Annotated in this window: 20 protein-coding genes and 1 rRNA gene; 1 reads left to right on the top strand and 20 read right to left on the bottom strand. The window is 68.0% G+C overall.

Annotation, left to right across the window (positions count from 1 at the left end; all coding sequences use genetic code 11):
• Positions 1–71: 71 nt before the first annotated feature.
• The 8 genes from ACZY0X_RS11985 to ACZY0X_RS11950 all read right to left on the bottom strand — a co-directional run bounded on the left by ACZY0X_RS11985 (position 72) and on the right by ACZY0X_RS11950 (position 7,447).
• Complete coding sequence (locus tag ACZY0X_RS11985) at positions 72–839, bottom strand: sulfite exporter TauE/SafE family protein (RefSeq protein ID WP_371747106.1); 768 nt, start codon at positions 837–839, stop codon at positions 72–74.
• A gap of 49 nt (positions 840–888) precedes the next feature.
• Positions 889–1,833, bottom strand: a complete 945-nt coding sequence (locus ACZY0X_RS11980; protein WP_463770683.1) for a sulfite exporter TauE/SafE family protein — start codon at positions 1,831–1,833, stop codon at positions 889–891.
• A gap of 251 nt (positions 1,834–2,084) precedes the next feature.
• On the bottom strand, positions 2,085–3,500 hold the full coding sequence (der, locus tag ACZY0X_RS11975; RefSeq protein WP_463770681.1) for a ribosome biogenesis GTPase Der: 1,416 nt from the start codon (positions 3,498–3,500) through the stop codon (positions 2,085–2,087).
• 25 nt (positions 3,501–3,525) lie between these two features.
• Positions 3,526–4,212: a (d)CMP kinase gene (cmk, locus tag ACZY0X_RS11970; protein ID WP_354523787.1), complete on the bottom strand. Its 687-nt coding sequence runs from the start codon at positions 4,210–4,212 to the stop codon at positions 3,526–3,528.
• Positions 4,209–4,955: a pseudouridine synthase gene (locus ACZY0X_RS11965; protein ID WP_463770679.1), complete on the bottom strand. Its 747-nt coding sequence runs from the start codon at positions 4,953–4,955 to the stop codon at positions 4,209–4,211. Before ACZY0X_RS11965 ends, cmk begins: the two co-directional genes overlap by 4 nt.
• Position 4,956: 1 nt before the next feature.
• On the bottom strand, positions 4,957–5,760 hold the full coding sequence (scpB, locus tag ACZY0X_RS11960) for an SMC-Scp complex subunit ScpB (protein WP_463770677.1): 804 nt from the start codon (positions 5,758–5,760) through the stop codon (positions 4,957–4,959).
• Entirely contained in the window at positions 5,757–6,587 is an 831-nt protein-coding gene (locus tag ACZY0X_RS11955; protein ID WP_241405023.1) for a segregation/condensation protein A, read from the bottom strand. The genes scpB and ACZY0X_RS11955 overlap by 4 nt, the downstream gene beginning before the upstream one ends.
• Positions 6,584–7,447: a ParA family protein gene (locus ACZY0X_RS11950; protein WP_241405022.1), complete on the bottom strand. Its 864-nt coding sequence runs from the start codon at positions 7,445–7,447 to the stop codon at positions 6,584–6,586. The genes ACZY0X_RS11955 and ACZY0X_RS11950 overlap by 4 nt, the downstream gene beginning before the upstream one ends.
• Before the next feature lie 107 nt (positions 7,448–7,554).
• On the opposite strand from ACZY0X_RS11950, the gene ACZY0X_RS11945 reads away from it, so the two are divergent.
• Positions 7,555–8,313, top strand: coding sequence for an O-methyltransferase (locus tag ACZY0X_RS11945; protein ID WP_463770675.1), 759 nt, complete (start codon positions 7,555–7,557; stop codon positions 8,311–8,313).
• Positions 8,314–8,332: 19 nt separating this feature from the next.
• Here ACZY0X_RS11945 and xerD read toward each other — a convergent pair whose 3' ends face one another.
• The 12 genes from xerD to rrf form a co-directional block, all read right to left on the bottom strand.
• The gene (gene xerD, locus ACZY0X_RS11940) at positions 8,333–9,316 is read right to left on the bottom strand and encodes a site-specific tyrosine recombinase XerD (RefSeq protein WP_463770673.1); all 984 of its coding nucleotides are present in this window, start codon (positions 9,314–9,316) and stop codon (positions 8,333–8,335) included.
• A complete protein-coding gene (locus ACZY0X_RS11935; protein ID WP_463770672.1) occupies positions 9,313–9,927 on the bottom strand; it encodes an NUDIX domain-containing protein in 615 nt (204 codons plus the stop codon). The genes xerD and ACZY0X_RS11935 overlap by 4 nt, the downstream gene beginning before the upstream one ends.
• Positions 9,920–11,692 carry a CTP synthase gene (locus ACZY0X_RS11930; RefSeq protein ID WP_463770670.1) on the bottom strand — a complete coding sequence of 591 codons (1,773 nt, stop codon included), beginning with the start codon at positions 11,690–11,692 and terminating at the stop codon, positions 9,920–9,922. The genes ACZY0X_RS11935 and ACZY0X_RS11930 overlap by 8 nt, the downstream gene beginning before the upstream one ends.
• Positions 11,693–11,827: 135 nt before the next feature.
• Positions 11,828–12,760, bottom strand: a complete 933-nt coding sequence (locus tag ACZY0X_RS11925) for a copper transporter (protein WP_463770669.1) — start codon at positions 12,758–12,760, stop codon at positions 11,828–11,830.
• Between the two features lie 11 nt (positions 12,761–12,771).
• Positions 12,772–13,956, bottom strand: coding sequence for a putative cytokinetic ring protein SteA (gene steA / locus ACZY0X_RS11920; protein ID WP_463770667.1), 1,185 nt, complete (start codon positions 13,954–13,956; stop codon positions 12,772–12,774).
• A gap of 107 nt (positions 13,957–14,063) precedes the next feature.
• Positions 14,064–15,827 carry a DNA repair protein RecN gene (recN, locus tag ACZY0X_RS11915; protein WP_463770666.1) on the bottom strand — a complete coding sequence of 588 codons (1,764 nt, stop codon included), beginning with the start codon at positions 15,825–15,827 and terminating at the stop codon, positions 14,064–14,066.
• Complete coding sequence (locus ACZY0X_RS11910) at positions 15,827–16,750, bottom strand: NAD kinase (RefSeq protein WP_463770664.1); 924 nt, start codon at positions 16,748–16,750, stop codon at positions 15,827–15,829. The genes recN and ACZY0X_RS11910 overlap by 1 nt, the downstream gene beginning before the upstream one ends.
• On the bottom strand, positions 16,747–17,553 hold the full coding sequence (locus ACZY0X_RS11905) for a TlyA family RNA methyltransferase (RefSeq protein WP_463770662.1): 807 nt from the start codon (positions 17,551–17,553) through the stop codon (positions 16,747–16,749). The genes ACZY0X_RS11910 and ACZY0X_RS11905 overlap by 4 nt, the downstream gene beginning before the upstream one ends.
• Before the next feature lie 6 nt (positions 17,554–17,559).
• Positions 17,560–17,760, bottom strand: a complete 201-nt coding sequence (locus ACZY0X_RS11900; RefSeq protein WP_241405012.1) for a hypothetical protein — start codon at positions 17,758–17,760, stop codon at positions 17,560–17,562.
• Between the two features lie 8 nt (positions 17,761–17,768).
• A complete protein-coding gene (locus tag ACZY0X_RS11895) occupies positions 17,769–18,791 on the bottom strand; it encodes an HAD-IIA family hydrolase (protein WP_463770660.1) in 1,023 nt (340 codons plus the stop codon).
• Position 18,792: 1 nt separating this feature from the next.
• Entirely contained in the window at positions 18,793–19,617 is an 825-nt protein-coding gene (locus tag ACZY0X_RS11890) for a tetratricopeptide repeat protein (protein WP_463770658.1), read from the bottom strand.
• Positions 19,618–19,764: 147 nt separating this feature from the next.
• Positions 19,765–19,877, bottom strand: a 5S ribosomal RNA gene (gene rrf, locus ACZY0X_RS11885).
• Positions 19,878–20,087: the final 210 nt, after the last annotated feature.

The following is a 20,087-nucleotide window of genomic DNA, read 5'->3' as shown; positions in this document are numbered from 1 at the left end:
TGCCCCACAATCCCAACCGCCTCGGGCGGCGCGGCGTGTGACCGGTGTGGTAGGCGGTGCTACACCCTCGGCTACACCATCAGCAGTCGGACAAGCCCGATCAATCCGACGACGACGATCACCGCGCGCAGCACGTTCGGCGACAGGCGACGCCCGTAGTGCGCGCCGAGGAACCCACCGATCAGCGACCCCACGGCGATCAGTCCCGCAGCGGCCCAACTGATCCGGTCGAAGGCGACCAGCGTGTAGGCCACGGCCGCGACGATGTTGACGAGCAGCGACAGCAGGTTCTTCGCCGCGTTCATCCGCTGCATGTCCTCGGGCAGCAACGCGCCCATGACCCCGATCAGCAGAATGCCCTGCGCCGCGGTGAAGTAGCCGCCGTAGACCCCGACGGCCAGTGTCCCGGCCACCAGCGCGACCATCCGCCCGGTCGACACGTGATCGACCGACCGTCCGGCGTCCTCGGCGCGCTGCCGTGCCCACGCCTGGATCCGCGGACCCAGGATCACCAGTGCCAGCGCACCGATGAGCAGCACGGGCACCACAGCGACGAACACCCGCTCGGGTAGGTGCAGCAGCAGCCACGCACCGAATCCCGCGCCGATCAGCGAGGCCGGGATCTGCCAGCGCAACCGGTCCCACTGACCACGCAGTTCGCGGCGATAGCCCCAGGTGCCGGAGACGCCGCCTGCGACCAGCCCGACCGCGTTCGACATCGTCGCGGTCACCGGCGGATAGCCCAGGGTCACGAGCGTGGGAAAGGTGATCAGCGTTCCCGAACCGACCAATGCGTTGATGGCTCCGGCCCCGACCCCCGCGAGGGCGATCAGGATCATGTCGACGACAGGCACGCCCGTACGTTAGTGGGTCCTCCTGCGGCCGCCGTCAGCGAGCGTCGTCCGCCGCCTCGGTCGGCTGTGGTACCTCATCGGACTCGACCGCGACCTCAAGCTCCTCGGGCACGAACTCGGGCGCCTTCGAGACCTTCCACGCCACGTACAACAGCGACGCCCACGCGACGACGATCGTCGCGTAGATGAGCGTCGACACCGGTGAGTGGATCCCGAAGTACTTGATCAGCTTCTGCGAGTTGGTCAGCACGATGACGCCGCCCACCGCGGTGCCCAGCAGCGCCGGACTGACGCGGCTGACCAACCACGCCGCGAACGGCGCCGCGATCACGCCACCGAGCGCCAGCCCCAGCACGACGAGAAGGTTGTCGAAGAACTCCTCGCGCAGCCCGACCAGGAAGCCCAGCGACGCCGACAGCGCAACCAGGAACTCCGAGGCGCTCACCGAGCCGATGACGGTCCGCGGCGCGGTCTTGCCGCTCGACAGCAGGGTGCTGGTGGTGACCGGTCCCCAACCACCGCCACCGGAGGCGTCGATGAAACCGCCGAACAAGCCCAGCGGGGCCAGGAACTTCGCCCCGTGCTTGGTCGCTCCCACCTTGACGACGGGGGCTGTGCGCAGCGAGAACCGCAGCAGCACGTAGATGCCGATGCCCAGCAGGATCGCGGCCATCAGCGGCGCGGCGTCCTCGGTGGACAGCGATGACAGCACCGTGGCGCCGGCGAACGCGCCGACGGCACCGGGCACACCGAGCTTGAGCACAATGGCCCAGTCGATGTTCTTGAACTTCCAGTGCGACAGACCTGAGGCGAAGGTGGTGCCCACCTCGGCGAGGTGAACCGCGGCGCTGGCCTGCGCCGACGCGACACCACTGAGCACCAGCAGCGTCGAGGCGGTGACGCCGAAGGCCATGCCGAGCGCACCGTCGACGAGCTGGGCCCCGATGCCGACGAAGGTGAAGATGATGAGCGAACGCATGGGCGCTGCTTTCGACTGGTGGCCGGCGTTTAGGGCCGGCCATGGTGGTCATGGGCGCGAATCAGCTGCGCGCACAACACCATTCGTCGAAAGCAATGAACCGCCGCGAGGGCCAGAAGGGCTCCAACGCGTACGCCGAAGACGGGGCGGTACGGAAGGCCCGTTCAGCCATCACCACTCCTGCCTCGTTAATGCGGTCGGCTAACCATACTCAACGCCAGCACGACCTGCACATTCCCATGCCGCAACCGCTACTTCCGCTTCGGCGCGCCGCGCTTCTCTCGGACCCGAACGTTGATCCGGACGGGACTGCCGTCGAACCCGAACGTCTCGCGCAGTCGACGCTCCAGGAACCGGCGGTAGCCGGCCTCGAGGAAGCCCGACGTGAACAGCACGAAGGTCGGCGGGCGCGACGTCGCCTGGGTGGCGAACAGGATCTTGGGCTGCTTGCCGCCGCGCACCGGCGGCGGCGTCGCCGCCACGATCTCCTTGATCAGGGCGTTCAAGCGGCCCGTGGAGATGCGCTTGTCCCACGACTCGAGCGCGCTCTCGATGGCGGGCACCAACCGATGCACGCCCCGGGCGGTCTTAGCCGAGATGTTCACCCGCTGCGCCCACTGCACCTGGCCCAGCTCGCGTTCGATCTCCTTGTCCACCTCATACCGGCGCTCCTCGTCGACGAGGTCGGCCTTGTTGAACGCCAGGACCAACGCCCGACCCGCCTCGATGACCATGGTCAGGATGCGCTGATCCTGCTCGGTCAGCGGCAGCGACGAGTCGATCAACACGACGACGACCTCGGCGGCGTCAATCGCGCCGCGGGTCCGCACGGAGGCGTAGAACTCGTGCCCGCTGGCCTGCCCGACCTTGCGTCGCAGCCCCGCCGTGTCGATGAACCGCCACATCTTGCCGTCGAGTTCGATCAGCGAGTCCACCGGGTCGACCGTCGTGCCCGCGACATCGTGCACCACGGAGCGGTCGTCACCGGCGAGCCGGTTCAGCAGCGAGCTCTTGCCGACGTTCGGCTTGCCGACCAGGGCGACGCGGCGCGGTCCCGTACCGCCCGCGGGCAGCTCGGAGGTCTGCGGCAGCGCCTCGAGCACCACGTCAAGCAGATCCGCGACGCCTCGACCATGCACTGCACTGACGGAGTACGGCTGCCCCAGCCCCAGTGACCACAGTGCGGCCGCCTCGGACTCGACGCGCTCGCTGTCGACCTTGTTCGCCGCCAGGAACACCGGCTTGCCGGAACGCTGCAACCGCTTGGCCGCGGCCTCGTCGGCCGACGTCGCACCCACCACCGCGTCGACCACCAGGATGATGGCGTCGGCTGTCCGCATCGCGACGGTGGCCTGCTCGGCCACCAGCTGCTGCAGTCCCTTGGCGTCGGGCTCCCAGCCGCCGGTGTCCTGCACGACGAACCGGCGACCGAGCCAGTTCGCGTCGTAGGACACGCGGTCGCGGGTGACGCCCGGGATGTCCTGGACCACCGCCTCGCGGCGGCCGAGGATGCGGTTCACCAGGGTGGACTTGCCCACGTTCGGACGGCCGACCACCGCCACCACCGGTGGTGGGGCCAGGTCCTCGTCGAGATCGGCTACGAAGTCCTCGGTGCCGACCTCCCAGTCGGTCTCGTCGGACCAGGTGCCGTCGATGTCGTCACTCATTTGTGCCTTCTCTTCGCGCAAGCGGTCACGGATGAACCCCTGCGCGTTGTTCAACGAGGTCGAGCAGATGTGCGACCACCTCGTGTTGGGTCATATCGCTGGAGTCCACGACGATCGCGTCGTCGGCAGCCCGCAGCGGGGAGACCGCGCGGGTGGAGTCCAGGTGATCGCGGCGCTGCACATCGGCGAGCACGGCGTCGTAGTCGCCGGGCAGCCCCGCGGCGACGTTCTGCTCGTTGCGCCGGCGTGCACGCTCCTCGGCCGACGCGGTCAGGAAGATCTTCACATCGGCATCCGGCAGAACCACCGTGCCGATGTCGCGGCCCTCGACCACGACGCTGCCCGGGCCATCGGCGAGCTCGCGTTGACGCTGTACGAGTCGCGTGCGCACGGCGGGCACGGCGGAGACCGCCGACACCGCCTTGGTCACCGCGTCGCCGCGGATCTCCGCCGAGACGTCCTCACCGGCAAGGTAGGAGCGGTCCTCGTCGGGATCGAAGCCGACGGCCAGATCAGCCTCGGCGGCCAGCGCCCCGATCGCGTTGGCGTCGGCCAGATCGATCCCCTTGCGCAGCACGGCCAGCGTCACGATCCGGTACATCGATCCGGTGTCGAGGTAACGCGCCTGCAGCGCACGCGCCAAACCTCTTGACACCGAGGACTTTCCAGTTCCGGCCGGCCCGTCGACGGCGATCGTCACAGAGCCACTCACATTCCTACCGCCTTATACAGTTCGCCGATCTCCTTGCTGGTCAGCACACGGATGCTGCCCGGGCGCTGCTCGCCGAGCGCGACCGAGCCGATGTCGGTGCGGACCAACTCGTACACCGGGAACCCTGCGGCGGCGAACATCCGCCGGACGAGACGCTTGCGGCCCTCGTGCAGGGTCACCTTCACCAGCGACTTCCCGGGCACGGTGTCCACCATCGCGAAATCGTCGACCCGAATGGGGCCGTCGTCCAACTCGATTCCATCCTTGAGCCGCTTGCCCAGACCGCGTGGCACGGTGCCGTTGAGCGTCGCCAGGTAGGTCTTGGGCACCTCATAGGACGGGTGCATGAGGCGGTGCGCCAGCTCACCGTCGTTGGTCAGGATCAGCAGACCTGCCGTGTCGGCGTCGAGGCGTCCGACGTGAAAGAGCTTCTTGTTACCACGAATTCGGTGCTCGATGAGGTCGCCGACACACGGCCGGCCCTGATCGTCGGACATCGTCGAGTGCATGCCGCGCTCTTTGTTGATCGCCAGGTACACCATCGTGTCGTCGATCTTGATGCGCGCGCCGTCGACACGGATCACCGAGTTGTCGGGGTCGACGCGTGTACCCATCTCGGTCACGATCCGATCGTCGACCGAGACGCGGCCGTCCATGATCATCCGTTCGGCGACTCGTCGCGACGCAACGCCGGCCTGCGACAGCACCTTCTGAAGGCGGACGCCCTCTGTTTCCTCGTTCATTTCAGTCCTTGTCCACGTCGAACGACAACGGCTGCTCGCTCACTGCAGCACCGCCGAGCTTGACGAATCTGGGTTCGTCACCGAGGGTTTCGGTGATGTCGTCGATGACGTCGACGTCCGGTAGCAATGGCGCGATATCGGGCAGGTCGGTCAGCGACGACAGCCCCAGCCGCTCCAGGAACAACTCTGTGGTCGCGAACGCGGCGGCTCCCGAGTCGGGGTCCGTGCCGGCCTCGGTGATCAACCCGCGGGCCAACAGCGTGCGCATCACCGCGTCGACGTTGACACCGCGCACCGCGCTGACGCGTGCCCGGGTGACTGGCTGGCGATAGGCCACCACCGCCAGTGTCTCGAGCGCCGCGCGGGTCAGCTTCGAACGCGTGCCGTCGAGCAGCAGCTTCTCGACGTAGGGCGCGTACCGGGACCGGGTGTACATGCGCCACCCTCCCCCGGCCTCGCGCAGGTCGATACCGCTGTTGCGGGCGGCGAGCTCGGCGGCCATCACCGTCAGCTTGGCCGCCACCCGATAGGCCGGCTCATCGATCGCCGCGGCCAACGCATCGGCGGGCACCGGGGTGTCCACCACCAGCAGCAGCGCCTCCAGCGCAGCACCGAGTTCGTCGTCATCGAGTTCGACGTCCTCGAGTTCCGGGACCTCCGCGAGGTCTACGTCTACGTCGCCGTCGACGCCCAGCTCTGTTGTGGTCTCCTCAGCGCCGTCTTCAGCCGCCCCTTCAACTGCGTCACCGGGTTCGTCGTCAGCGGTGTTCAGGGCCCCATTGAGCCGGTCGATATCGTCTGTCATGAGTCTTCTTCCACCGCGGCGGCCAGGTGTTCGTTGGTCGGCCGGTCGCCGGTCCACGAAACCTGTAGCACTCCAAGCGGTTCTGCCTGGTCGAATGCTACCGCCCGGGCGCGGAACAATTCGAGCAGCGCCAGGAAGCGCCCGACGATCTCGATTCCGCCGGTGCAGTCGGCCACCAGGTCGGTGAACGAAGCCCACTGGCCGATACCGCGCTGTTCCAGCAGGCTCAGGATGTGCCGGGCCTGCTCCGGTACCGACACTGCCTGAATGTGCAGGTGGTCGGTGCCGACCGTCGGAACCGGGCGCGGCGAGAAGGCGGTGGCCGCGATGTGCGCGAAGCTCTCGGCGTCCACACCCAGCATCACCTCGGGCAGCAGATCGGAGTAGCGGTCCTCCAGCGAAACCGCACGCGGGTAACTGCGCAGCGCGGCCGCCTCGAGTTCGGCGAACATCACCGCGACGTGCTTGAACGCCCGATACTGCAGCAGCCGGGCGAACAGCAGGTCACGCACCTCGAGCAGGGCCAGGTCCTCCTCGTCGTGCACGTCACCGGCGGGCAGCAGACGGGCGGCCTTGAGGTCGAGCAGAGTCGCCGCGACAACGAGGAACGCGGTGGTCTCATCGAGTTCGAGCAGTCGCCCGATCTCCTTGGTGTAGGAGATGAAGTCATCGGTGACCTGATGCAGGGCGACCTCGGTCACGTCGAGGCGGTGCGCGAAGATCAGCTGCAGCAGAAGGTCGAACGGTCCGTCGAAGTTGCTCAGGTGAACCTGGAACCCTGCCTGCGGTGCTTCTTCCGAACTCGCGGCTGTGGTGTCGGTGGTCACGCGCCGAACCGGTCGATGACCTCACGTGCCAGTGCCCGATACGCTTGGGCGCCACCTGATTTCGGCGCCCACGTCGTGATCGGCTCACCGGCGACGCTGGTCTCGGGAAAACGGACCGTCCTGGTGATCACGGTGTCGAAGACCAGATCGCCGAACTGCTGCACCACGCGCGCCATCACCTCACGCGCGTTGACGGTGCGCGGGTCGTAGCGGGTGACCAGGATGCCGCTGATGTCGAGCTTGGGGTTGAGCCGGTCGCGGACCTTGGCCACGGTGTCGGTCAGCAGCGCCAGCCCGCGCAGCGAGAAGTACTCGCACTCGGTGGGGATGATCACACCGTCCGCGCACGTCAGTCCGTTGACCGTGAGCAGTCCGAGCGACGGCTGGCAGTCGATCAGCACGTAGTCGTAGCGGTCCAGCACCGGGTACAGGGCTCGGTGTAGTGACTGCTCCCGGCCCACCTCGTTGACCAGCTGGATCTCGGCGGCGGACAGATCGATATTGCTGGGTACCAGGTCGAGGCCCTTGACCCGCGTGCTGATCAACACGTCGTCGATCGACACCCGGGGCTCGACCAGCAGGTTGTGCACGGTGTGCGCGAGCTCGTAGTGCGGTACGCCCAGACCCGCTGACAGGGCGCCCTGCGGGTCGAGGTCGACCAACAGCACCCGGCGGCCGTATTCGGCCAGGCTGGCGCCGAGGTTGATCGTCGACGTGGTCTTGCCGACGCCGCCCTTCTGGTTGCACATGGCGATGACCTGGGCCGGTCCGTGCGTGCTCCGGGGCTTGGGCTCGGGGATCACCCGTGGCGGCCGTCCGGTCAGGTTCATGCCGTCGGCGGTGCCACCATCGTCGGTCATGAGAGACCGCCCCTGGTCAGACAACCCTCCGGCGTGGCGAACATCCTGGAAAGCTTAACGGGATAAGAACGCCCTGGACTGCAGACCCGCTGGCCTAGGCTGAGGAGATGAGCTGGAAACAGCGCCTGCCCTTCCTTCGGTGGTCGCTGCTGCGGATGGCGCTGGGCATGCCGGAGTTCATCCGAACAGGTCAGATCGGTGACGGCCGGGAAGAGGCGGCCGCGGCCTATGTCGAGGCACACGCCCGCGGTGGTGACGTCGACCACGTTCTGGAGACCATCGACGAATTCGCCCGGGAACAGTCCATGCTGATGAACATCGGCGACGAAAAGGGCGCAATCCTCGACGCCGCCGTGCGACGAGCCGCCCCGGCACAGGCCCTGGAACTCGGCACATACTGCGGCTACAGCGCGATGCGGATCGCCCGGGCGGCGCCCACTGCCAGGGTTTACTCGGTCGAGTTCTCCGCCGCCAACGCCGCCGTTGCCCGCCGGATCTGGGCACACGCCGACCTCGACGACCGGATCACCTGTGTTGTCGGCACCCTCACCGACGGCGGCAAGACCCTCGACGCCCTCGACGCACTCGGGTTCACCGCGGGATCGCTGGACTTCCTGTTCATCGATCACGAGAAGAGCGCCTACCTGACCGATCTCGAGAGCATCCTGGACCGCGGGTGGCTGCACCCCGGCTCTGTCGTGGTCGCCGACAACGTCCGCATCCCCGGCGCCCCGCGCTACCGCGCCTACATGGGGGAACAGCAGGGCACGCGGTGGCAGACCGTCGAGCACAAGACGCACGTCGAGTATCAGACCCTGCTGCCCGACCTCGTCCTCGAGTCGGACTACCTGGGCGAGCCGACCTGACCCCTACCGAGACCCGGCTCTACCGCGCGCGTGGATGCGCGCCGGCCCAGACCTCGCGCAGCGCGCTGACGGTCACCAAGGTGTAGATCTGCGTGGTCGTCACCGACGCATGGCCGAGGAGCTCCTGGACCACCCGCACGTCGGCGCCACCCTCGAGCAGATGGGTCGCGAACGAGTGTCGCAGCGTGTGCGGCGACACCGCGGAGCCGATGCCCGACCGTTCCGCCGCGTCCTGCAGCACCTGCCAGGCGCTCTGCCGTGAGAGCCGCCCACCGCGGGCGTTGAGGAATATGCCGGGTGTCCCCCTGCCCCGCCGCGCCAGATCGGGCCGCCCGCGCACCAGGTAGACGTCGAGTGCGCTGACGGCGGGTCTACCGATGGGCACCAGACGCTGCTTTCCGCCCTTGCCCCGGAGCAGGACGGACCGGGAGTGCACGTCGACGTCGTCGACGTCGAGGCCAACAGCCTCCGAGATGCGGGCGCCGGTGGAGTACAGGACCTCCAGCAGGGCCCGGTTGCGCAGGGTCAGCGGGCCGTCGGTCTCGGAGTCACCACCGGCCCCGTCCAGCAGTGCCAGCACCTCATCGACGGTGAGGCTCTTGGGCAGCCTGCGGCTCGGTGTCGGCGGTTTGACGGCACGGGCGACATCGAGGTCGGTGACGCCCTCGGCCGCGGCGAACCGGTGCAGCCCCCGCACGGCGATCAACGCGCGGGCCGCGGAGACAGCCGACAGGGCGGGCGTCCCTCCGTCGGGGTCCCCCTTGCGCAGCGCCACCAGGAACTCGCTGACATCGGTCTCGGTGACATCGCGCAGGTCGGTGATGCCGCGCGAGACCAGGTGCTCGGAGTACCGACGCAGGTCGCGCCGATAGGAGCTCAGCGTGTTCGCGGCCACGCCGCGTTCGATGGTCAGGTGGTCGACATAACCCTGCAGCTGGCCGTCGAGCGCGCCACCGCCAGGAGCTCCGCTCCCCGAGACATCAGCGGAGCGGAGCGTGGTCATGCCTGCCTGGCCCGGAAAGCGGTCGGACGGTCGATCCACGGCGCGTCGAGCGAGCGCAGCGCGCTCTCGTCAGTCATGTTGGCGGCAGCCAGGATTCCGGCCACGGCTAGGGAGTTGACGATCTCGCCGGCGAACACCATCCGCACCGCGTCGGCAAGCGGCACCCGTCGCACGGTGAGATCGGCCTCCTCATCGTGCGCGGCGGGCCGCCCGATCTCGGTCAGGCCGGTGGCCAGGTACACCCGCACGCACTCGTCGCTGAAACCGGGCGCGGAGACGACGTCGACCAGCACGTGCCAGTCATCTGCCGCCAGCCCCGCCTCCTCCTCGAGCTCGCGGGCCGCGGTGAGGTGCGGCGCCTCATCGCCCATGTCCAGAAGCCCGGCGGGCAGCTCCCACAGTCGCCGGCCTACGGCGTGCCGGTACTGGTGGACCAGAACGACGTTGTGGTCGGTGTCCAGCGCGACGATGGCGACGGCGCCGAAGTGCTCGATGACCTCGCGCCGGGCCGTGCCGTCGCCGGGCATGCGCACCTCGTCGGCGCGCAGCGCGAAGATCTTTCCGACGTAGAGGGTTTCGCTGGCGACGGTCTCGAAGTCGTGGTCACCCACGGTGCACTGGCTCTTGCACAGCAGGCAGCTCCGCATCCGTCGCGTGCTCGGTCCCGTTGGAGCGCTCGGCAAGCTCCATGGGAAGCCGTTCGGCCGCCTTGTAGTTCAGCGCCGCGCCGATGAACGCCGCGAACAACGGGTGCGGCCGAGTGGGACGGCTCTTCAGCTCTGGGTGGGCCTGGGTGCCGACGAGGAACGGGTGCACAGCGGAGTCGTACTCGACGAACTCCACCAGATGACCGTCCGGGGACGTGCCACTGAACCGCAACCCACTCTTCGCGATCCGGTCCCGGTAGGCGTTGTTCACCTCGTAACGGTGACGGTGACGCTCGGACACCTCGGTGGCCTGGTAGGCCTCCGCGACAATCGATCCCGCGTCCAGGGCTGCCGGGTAGGCACCCAGTCGCATGGTGCCGCCGAGATCGGCCTCACCGGCGACCGCATCGCGCTGATCGGCCATCGTGGAGATGACCGGGTCGGCCGTGTCTGGGTCGAACTCCGCCGAGTTGGCATCGTCGATGCCGACCGACCGGGCTGCCTCGATCACGATGCACTGCAGTCCCAGGCACAGACCCAGCAGGGGGACGCCCTGCTTGCGGGCGAACTTGATGGCACCCAGCTTGCCGTCGATGCCGCGGATGCCGAATCCACCGGGGATCAGGACCCCGTGCACATCGCTGAGGACCGCCGCCGCGCCGGCGTCGGTCTCGCAGTCGTCGGAGGCGACCCACCGGATCTCGACCTTGGCGTGGTGCTTGAAACCGCCGGCGCGCAGCGCCTCCGCGACCGAGAGGTATGCGTCGGACAGGTCGATGTACTTGCCCACCAGCGCGATCCGCACGGTCTCCTGCGGCTCGTGCACGCGGCGCAGCAGGTCATCCCACTCAGTCCAGTCGACATCGCGGAACGGCAGGTTGAGCCGACGCACCACGTAGGCGTCGAGTTCCTCGCGGTGCAGCACCTTCGGGATGTCGTAGATCGACGGGGCGTCGGGCGTCGAGATCACGCCGTCGATGTCGACGTCACACATCAGTGCGATCTTGTTCTTCAACGGCTCGGGCACGTCGCGGTCACACCGCAGGATCAGCGCGTCGGGCGAGATGCCGATGCTGCGCAGCGCGGCGACCGAGTGCTGAGTGGGCTTGGTCTTGAGCTCGCCCGACGGAGCGAGGTAGGGCACCAGCGACACGTGCAGGAAGAACACGTTGTCGCGGCCCACCTCGTGGCGGACCTGACGAGCCGCCTCCAGGAACGGCAGTGACTCGATGTCGCCGACGGTGCCACCGATCTCGGTGATCACCACGTCGGGCCGGTTGCCCCGGGCGTCTGGGGCGGCCATCGCCAGGATGCGGCTCTTGATCTCGTCGGTGATGTGCGGAATCACCTGGACGGTGTCGCCGAGGTACTCGCCGCGCCGCTCCTTGGCGATCACCGACGAATACACCTGTCCGGTGGTCACATTCGCCGACCCGGACAGGTTGCGATCCAGAAAGCGCTCGTAGTGGCCGACGTCGAGGTCGGTCTCCGCGCCGTCCTCTGTGACGAACACCTCACCGTGCTGGAACGGGTTCATCGTCCCGGGATCGACGTTGAGGTAGGGGTCCAGCTTCTGCATCGTCACCTGCAGACCGCGCGCGGTGAGCAGCTGGCCGAGGCTACTGGCGGTGAGCCCCTTGCCCAGTGAGGACGCGACACCACCACTGACAAACAGGTGTTTGGTCGTGGTCTGTGGGTGCTTGCGTAGCGGTTTTGACTGGCCGGACAACAGCAACCTCCGTGGCGATGGGGCAGGACTTGATTTTCTATGCTGATGTCCAGCTCGGGGCCTGCCGACCCACGGAATCTCACCCTAACACCGACTCCGACAACCTGGCGCTGACGCGCCGAGGCGGCCGTGACGTTACTGCGGGATGGTCACCGCGGTGGCGCCCTGGCCGACGCCGTACTGGCCGGGCTGACCTCCGTTGGCCAGGTCGGCCAGACCCAGCACCGTGGTAATCCGACCCGATTGCGCATCGACGTCGTCGACGGTGCTGACGGCGTCGTTGAGACCGGAGTCGGACCTGATCACGGCGACGGCGGCGGTGCCGGTGGCCGAGCCGGCGCGGCCCGCGACGACGGTTCCGGTGCCATGCGGTGCGAGTCCGGCGGCAAGGCGCGCCACGGTGGCGCCCTGGTTGCCCGCGGTGTCACCGGGATTTCCACCCGTCACGATCAGTGCGGTGTCGGCGACGCCGATCCGCTGATCGCCGTACGTCAGGAAGCCGGTGTCGCGCAGTGTGGCCAGCACGGCGTCACGCTGTGCGTCATCCACGGCGGGCTCCTTGCCGCGCAGCAGCGCGATGCCCAGCAGGTCCCCGGCTTGGGAGCCCTGGTCGACCAGCGTGGTCGTCAGCTGCCGCCCGGCGGGCACGATCGGCGAGTTCACCACCGAGAGCAGTTTCTCCGCCGAGTTGGCGTCGACGAACTCCTGAGTCAGCGCGATGGTGCCTGCCACGGAGCCGCCGGCGGTGCCGACATAGCGCGCCACCGCGTCGACGTCATCGTCGGCCGCGTCGGGCGTGCGGAACACGATGACCGACTTGCCCTTCAGCGCGTCACGCAGGATCCGCGGCGACATCTGCGCATCGAACTCGTCTGCCGCGTTCAGCCTCTCGTTGAGCGCGTTCTTCTCATCGGTGAGGCCGTTGATCTGGTTCTGCAGTTCGTGCTTGTCGTCGCGCAGACCCGATAGCAGGGTGTTGGACAACAGGCCCGAACCGAGCATCACCCCGATGGCTAACGCCAGGAAGACCGCGGCAAGGGAGATCGCATGCGTGCGAAGGGAAATCAAGCCAGACTCCTCTAGGTGACCCAGCCCTGGACCCAGAGCGAGAACTGATTCCAGTACTCCGAGACCCACTGCAGTACCGCGGCATCCGTACGCGACACCCACAGCGCGACGACGACGGCCACCAGCATCGCGAGCACGAGAAGCGCGATGGCTCCACCGGAGATTCGGCTGCGGTACAGCGTGGCGACGGCCTTGGCGTCGACCAGCTTCTCCCCGACCTTGAGGCGGGTGAGGAACGTCGACGGATTGCTCTGCTGCCGTGAGCGATCGAAGAAGTCCTCGATGTTGGCGGTGTGACCCGCGGTGACGATGAGCGATGCGCCGTGGTGATCACACAGCAGCAGCGCCAGGTCCGCGGCCGAACCCGCGGCGGGGAACGTCATGGCGCCGACGCCGAGGTCCTGGATGCGCTCGAGTCCCTTGGCGTGCCCGTCGGCGTCGGCGGGCAGCACCACCTGAGCGCCCGAACGGAGCACCTCAACGCTCATGACACCGGGGTCACCCACGATGAGCGCGGGCCGGTAGCCGGCCTTGCGCAGCACATCGGCGCCCATCCCGACCCCGACCAGGACCGGTTGGTACTCCTTGATGAAGGGCTTGAGGGCCTTGAGGTCGTCAGCGGCGGCGGGCCCCTCGGCCACCACGACGACGTGCCTGCCCCGGACGTCGACGTCGACGTCGGGAATGCCCATCCCGTCGATCAGCAGCGGGCTCTCGCTGCGGATGAACTCGATCGTGTTGCCCGCGAAGGCCTCCAGATGTGCGACCAGGCCGGTCTTCGCCTCGATCATCAGGTCGTGGATCTCGAGGTCGGTCCGCTCATGGCCGAGCGCGATGCGGCGATCCCCCGCGTACACACCACCGTTGTGCAGGCGTACGCGTGCGCCGTCCTTGACCTTCTTGAACACCTCGTCGCCGGTCTCGTCGATCAACGTCACGCCGTTGGCGACCAGCACCTCGGGGCCGAGGTTCGGGTAGCGACCCGAGATGGACGGCGACGCGTTGACCACGGCTGCCACCTGAGCCTCGACGAGGGCGTCGGCGGTGATGCGGTCGAGGTCCAGCGCGTCGATCACCACGATGTCGCCGGGGCCCACGCGTCGGAGAAGTCGATCGATGTCGCGGTCGACGCGGGCGGTTCCTGTGACACCCGGCCGTGGGCCGGCGTTACGTGAGAGCAGCGCTGACATCTTCATGACGCCGATTCTGTCGGCCAACCCTCAAGTCAAGGTGGAGGCGCGCCGTAACACCCGCCTCAGAAGTTATGTTTTGTCACATCCGTAACACGGATCGGATGCCATTTTCATGACGATGCCTCCTGCCGGGCCGCCTCCAGCAGCTCCCGCGCGTGGGCCCGCCCGCTGTCGGACTCACCGAGGCCCGCGAGCATCCGGGCCAGCTCAGCGACCCGCGCGTCATCATCGAGGTTGCGCACCCCGCTCGACTTGCCGCTCCCGTTGGCGCTGTCGACGACGAGGTGGACGTCGGCATACGCCGCGACCTGAGGCAGGTGGGTCACCACGATGACCTGATGGGTGCGCGCCAGCCGGGCCAGACGGCGGCCGATCTGGACCGCAGCGCGGCCGCCGACGCCCGCGTCGACCTCGTCGAAGACCATCGTGGTGCCCTCCGCCGACGCGGCGAGGACGACCTCCAGCGCGAGCATCACCCGCGACAGCTCGCCGCCGGATGCGCTCTTGGCCAGCGGCAGCACGTCGCTTCCGGAGTGCGGCGTGAACCCGAACTCGACGGCGTCGACGCCGTCATGCCCGGCGTGCACCGTCTCGCCGGTGGACAGCGTGATCGGCGCCGAGTCGTCGGCGCGGGCGGGTATCGGTGCGACGCTGATGCCGAAGCCGGCGCCCGCCATGGCCAGGCCCGCGAGTTCCGCAGTGACGGCCTTGGACAACGCCTTCGCGGCCTTGGTCCGTGCCTTGGTGATGACGGCAGCCGCCGTGACCACGGCGACCTCGAACTCGGCGACACGCGCCGCAAGGGATGCCAGCGCCTCCTCCGACACGTCGAGTTGGGCCAGTCGCCCGCGCGCCTCCTCGGCCCACGCCAGCACGCCGTCGACATCGGCCGCGTACTTGCGCGTCAGATTGCGCAGCTCACCCTGACGGGCCAGCTTCGACTCCAACGTGCTGGCGTCAGTGGGCAACTCGGACAGATAGTCGCCGAGTTCGGTCGACACGTCCCCGATGACGGCAAGTGCCTCACCCAGCCGCTCGGACAGTGCCTGCAACGACGTGTCATCCGTCGCGCCGAGTGCGGCCTTGGCCTGGCCCACTCCGTCGAGCGCCGACGTCGGCTCGGTCGCGGCTTCGTCGCCCAGTTGACCGGACAGCGCGGCGCGCGCCACCTGTGCGGCCTCACGCAGCGCATCCAGTTCCGAGAGCCGACGAATCTCGGCCACCAGCGCGTCGTCCTCCCCCGATTCTGGTGCGATGGTGTCGATCTCGTTGATCCCGAACTGCAGTCGGTCGGCTTCCTGCGCGAGTTCACGGGCCCGCTGCCTGCGGTCGGTCAGATCGCGGCGCGCCGTCAGCCACCGCTCCCGCGCGTCACGGTAGCGCGCCAGGGCCGACTCCACGTCGACGTAGCGGTCCAACGCCGCGAGCTGCTCCTCGGGCTTCATCAACCGCAACTGGTCGTTCTGCCCATGCAGGGCCAGGAGTTCGGTGGTGAACGTGCTCAGTGACTTCGCCGGCACACTGCGCCCGCCCAGATACGCCCGCGACGGGCCGTCCCGGCTGACCGACCTGGCCGCGATCACACTGCCGTCATCGTCGCGCTCAGCACCCGAGGAATCGAGCACCTCATCGATCCGCGTGGTGACCGTCGAGCCGAGTTCGGTTGTGGTGAAACGGCCCTCGACGACGGCGCGGGACGATCCCGAGCGCACCCGAGTGGCATCCGCCCGCGCTCCACCGAGCAGGTGCAGACCGGTCACGACCATCGTCTTACCGGTGCCCGTCTCCCCCGTCAGCACCGTCAGGCCACTGCCGAACTCCGCGGTGGCGGCGCTGATGGCACCCAGCGCCTCGATTCGAATCTCGGCGAGCACTACTGGCCACGCCAACCCGTGACCGGCAACCGGAACTTGCGCACCAGGCGATCGGTGAACGGCGCACTGTCCAGGCGCACCCACTTCAACGGGGTGGCACAGCGAGTCACCTCGAGCCGACCCCCTGCGGGCACCACCATCTCGCGACGACCGTCGCAGAACACCATGGCGTCGTAGCCGCCCGCCTCGACCTCGATGGCGATGGCCGCGTCGGGACTGGTCACCATGGGACGCGCGAACAGGGCGTGAGCGTTGTTTGGTACCACCAGGATCGACTCCAGATCGGGCCACAGGATGGGCCCGCCCGCCGAGAATGCGTAGGCCGTCGACCCCGTGGGCGTGGACACCAGCACACCGTCGCAGCCGAACGACGAGACGGGCCTGCCGTCGACCTCCAGCACCACACCCAGCACGCCCAGGCGCGGACCCTTCTCGAGGCTGGCCTCATTAAGCGCCCACCCCCGCTGTGTGATGTGCCCTCCGACGCGTACCGCCACGTCGAGCGTCATCCGCTCCTCGACGCGGTAGCTGCGGTTGATGACGTGATCGAGCACGGAGTCGATGGCCTCGGCCTCCGCCTCGGCCAGGAAGCCGATACGGCCGAGATTGACGCCCAGGACCGGAATCTCGACATTGCGTGCCAGTTCGGCTGCGCGCAGAAACGTTCCGTCGCCACCGAGGACGAGAACCAGTTCACAGCCCTCGGCGGCGCGCTCGTCGGCGTCGACGACATCGATGTCAACGCCGAGTGCCCGCATGTCATCTGGAGCCAGGTGCAGCGATCCGCGGTCAACGGCCTCGGCCGCGAGCACGCGCAGGCCGATGTCGTGGTCGCCGAGCACCTTCTCGACACGCCGCGCCGTCTCGGTGGCCTCATCCCTGCCGGTGTGTACCACCAGCAGCACTGTCCGATCACAGCTCACTGCGGGCCCTCCGTAACAGCGCGCCGGACGGCCTGTTCGAGCGCGGGACCGTTCAGCGGATTCGCGGTCCGCGCCCGCAACCGCAGGAAGTACTCGACGTTGCCCGACGGACCCGGCAGCGGGCTCGCGGTGACATCGACGGTGTGCCAGGCCAGTTGGGCGGCACGGTGGGCCACCGACAGCACAGCGTCGACGCGCAGTTCGGGATCGCTGACGACACCGCCCGCGCCCACGCGTTCCTTGCCCACCTCGAACTGCGGTTTCACCATGGGAACGATATCGGCGTCCTGTGACGCGCATGACGTCAGTGCGGGTAACACCGTCGCCAGTGAGATGAACGACAGGTCGGCCACGACGAGGTCGACGGGGCCACCGATCAGCTCTGCGGTCAACGTCCGCACGTTGGTGCGCTCGACCACGGTCACCCGGGCGTCGGATCGCAGCGACCACGCCAACTGGCCGTAGCCGACGTCGGCCGCGATCACCTCGGCCGCGCCGCGGTCCAGAAGCACCTCGGTGAATCCGCCGGTGGAGGCGCCCGCATCCAGACAGCGCAGGCCGTCGACGGGCACCTCGAACGTGTCGAGAGCACCGATCAGCTTGTGGGCGCCGCGAGACACCCAAGTGCGCTCATCGGCGGAGACGGTGAGGCTGGCATCCAGGGAGACGGCCGTCGCAGGCTTGGCCGCGGGCATGCCGTCGATTCGGACCCGGCCGGCGCCGATCAGTTCCGCAGCCTGTTGCCGCGATCTGGCCAGGCCACGCCTGACCAGCTCCGCATCAACCCGGGCTCGCCGTGTCACGTCGGTTTACCGTTCGTGATCCGGTGCCGCGGTACTCCCAGCCGACGAACCGCGTTCGACCGACTCCAGTGCGCGGACCAGCAGATCGTGCGCCTGCTCCAGGCGCACCGCAATGGCTTCCACATCAGAGTCGGGAGCATCCGGCGCAGGCAGATCGGACAGCAACGCAGCGATCTCCAACCGGATCTGGTCGGGGTCGGTAGTCATGTCGACACTCACGCTAGTCGATGAGCCGGCCCCAGCAGCGACCAGCGCACCAATGCCTCGCGGGCGATGTCGTCGGCCGCTTCGATGCGCACCGGCCCACCGTTCAGCTCGGCGTTCCAGACTGCGCTGGCGGTGGCGCGGACAACGGTCAACGGGTCCTGCGGATCGACTCCGGTCGATCGGACGGTGACCGAGTCAGTCCCGATCTCGACCTGCCATGCCGGGTGGGCGGCGATACGCAGACCATCCGCCGGCTCGCGCAGCGACCGCAGGTCGGGCGCCAGGTGGGTGGGCCGCTCCAGCGGGACGGCGTGGACCATCTCGGCCGCGGTGCTTACGCCGGTCAGCACCAGAAGGCTGGGCAGGCCGGCGGCATTCGCCCCTGCGATGTCGGTGTCCAGACGGTCACCGACCACCAACGGGGAGTCGAACCGTCCGCGTGCCAGCGCGTCATTCATGAGCGTCGGCTGAGGCTTGCCCGCCACCTGCGGCTGGCGGTCGGTGGCCGCGCACAGCGCCGCGACCATCGATCCGTTGCCCGGCAGCAGACCACGCTCGGACGGCAGCGTGCGATCCACATTGGCGGCCACCCACAGGGCGCCCGCCCGGATTGCGAGTGCGGCCTCGGCGAGAATGGCCCAGCCGGTCTCGGGCGAGTGGCCCTGAACGACCGCCACCGCATCGCCATCCCATGTGCGCACCGGAAGCAGTCCGACGTTGCGCACTTCGTCGGCCAGCGAGTCGGTGCCGATGACGAGGACGCTCGAGCCCGCCGCCAACTGCGCGGCCAGCAGATGCGCCGCACTCTGTGCGCTGGTCACCACGTCGTCGGCATCGGCCGTGAAGCCAAGGGATTTCAGGTGTTCGGCGACCTGGCCGGGTGCGCGCGAGGCGTTGTTGGTGACGTACAGCTTCCGAGCCTCGACCGCCGCGAGTGTCTCGACCGATCCCTCCGTCGCCTCATGGCCGCGGAAGACTGTGCCGTCGAGATCTAGAAGCAGGCAGTCATGCGCCTGCGCCAGCGTCGTCACCTCAGGACAGCTCCGTGATGCGCTCTTCGGCGTCAGTGAACCCTTCGAGGTCGGCCGTGGCCGCATTCATGAACCACTGCAACGACTCCGACCGCCGGTCCAACGCCAGCAGCGTGTCTGCGTAGGCGTAGAACAGTCGCGCGGCCGTCAGGCCAGTGCGGGTGGGGTCCAGTTGCGGAGAGGACAGGGTTGCGAGCGCCTGTGTGTGCTGACCGAGATCCGAACGAGCGCCGGCGACGACGATGCGCAGTTCGTCGGCGTCATCGCCCTCCAACTGCTCCGCCTCGGCAGTGCGTGCCAGTTCGATCGCCTTCTCGGGCCGACCGACACCGCGCTCGCAGTCCGCGATCACCGGCAGCAGCGGTGACTTGCTGCCCATCCGCCGCGCCGCCCGTAGCTCGGCCAGCGCCTGAGCCCAGTCACCACAGTGGTATGCCGCGATGCCGACGGCTTCGCGGACAGCCGCGATCCGCGCGGCGCGACCGCGGGCGGCCTGTGCATGTGCCAGGGCAGCCTCGGGATCGTCTTCCAGCAGGTCGCCGGCCGCCACCAGGTGGCGTGCCACGTAGTCGGCGGTCGCCTTGTCCAGGGTGAGGAGTTCGCCGCGGATCTCCGGAGCCAGTTGCTTGGCCTCGACGTTGGCCGGAATCAGAGGACCGGAACGATCCTGGGAATCGTCACCGGTGGGTTGTGTGCGCCTGGGTCGATCGGGCCCCGACGAACGCGGTGCGTTGCGGCGGTCGCCCGACGGCCGACGTGGCCCGCCGGCGCGGTTAGCGTTCTGCGGGCGGCGGTCACCGCCGCCTCCCTGCCTGTTCTCGGCCACGTTCTGCCTTCCTGCCGTCCCGCAAAAGGATACGGGTCATATGGCGATACGCGAGCATTGAGTAATTCGAATTGAATTCGAATTACACAATGGTGCGAATACAGAATCACCCCCCACGCAATTGTGGGGGGTGATTCTGTAAAGGGTGTTCGGCGGTGTCCTACTTTTCCACCCGAAAGGGTAGTATCATCGGCGCTGGTAGGCTTAGCTTCCGGGTTCGGAATGGTACCGGGCGTTTCCCTGCCGCTGTGGCCGCCGTAACTCTATTTTCTTTTCAGCCCCTGACACGCTGCCCTGTGTTGGGTGGTGTGTTTTGGTGGTGGGGTGTGGTCAAACATTTGTTTGACTGTGGTTTGTGGTTGCGCTTGTGGTGTTACACGTTTTCTCCAACACTTGGTTTCTGTTGGTGTGTGTAAGTTTTCGGCCGGTTAGTGCCAGTTCCCTGCGCCCATTACTGGGCTTCTAGGTCT

The organism is Mycobacterium sp. IDUB_39, from assembly GCF_055419205.1.
The sequence above is the reverse complement of the archived record's forward strand: the minus strand, read 5'-3'. Positions and strand labels throughout refer to the sequence as shown.

What these genes read in the sequence shown, in the direction of transcription:
- scpB (WP_463770677.1), bottom strand. Translation starts at nt 5,760, where the DNA reads ATGACAGACGATATCGACCGGCTCAATGGGGCCCTGAACACCGCTGAC.
- ACZY0X_RS11945 (WP_463770675.1), top strand. Translation starts at nt 7,555, where the DNA reads ATGAGCTGGAAACAGCGCCTGCCCTTCCTTCGGTGGTCGCTGCTGCGG.
- ACZY0X_RS11900 (WP_241405012.1), bottom strand. Translation starts at nt 17,760, where the DNA reads ATGACTACCGACCCCGACCAGATCCGGTTGGAGATCGCTGCGTTGCTG.
- ACZY0X_RS11980 (WP_463770683.1), bottom strand. Translation starts at nt 1,833, where the DNA reads ATGCGTTCGCTCATCATCTTCACCTTCGTCGGCATCGGGGCCCAGCTC.
- ACZY0X_RS11965 (WP_463770679.1), bottom strand. Translation starts at nt 4,955, where the DNA reads ATGAACGAGGAAACAGAGGGCGTCCGCCTTCAGAAGGTGCTGTCGCAG.
- ACZY0X_RS11985 (WP_371747106.1), bottom strand. Translation starts at nt 839, where the DNA reads ATGATCCTGATCGCCCTCGCGGGGGTCGGGGCCGGAGCCATCAACGCA.
- steA (WP_463770667.1), bottom strand. Translation starts at nt 13,956, where the DNA reads ATGAAGATGTCAGCGCTGCTCTCACGTAACGCCGGCCCACGGCCGGGT.
- xerD (WP_463770673.1), bottom strand. Translation starts at nt 9,316, where the DNA reads ATGACCACGCTCCGCTCCGCTGATGTCTCGGGGAGCGGAGCTCCTGGC.
- der (WP_463770681.1), bottom strand. Translation starts at nt 3,500, where the DNA reads ATGAGTGACGACATCGACGGCACCTGGTCCGACGAGACCGACTGGGAG.
- ACZY0X_RS11950 (WP_241405022.1), bottom strand. Translation starts at nt 7,447, where the DNA reads ATGACCGACGATGGTGGCACCGCCGACGGCATGAACCTGACCGGACGG.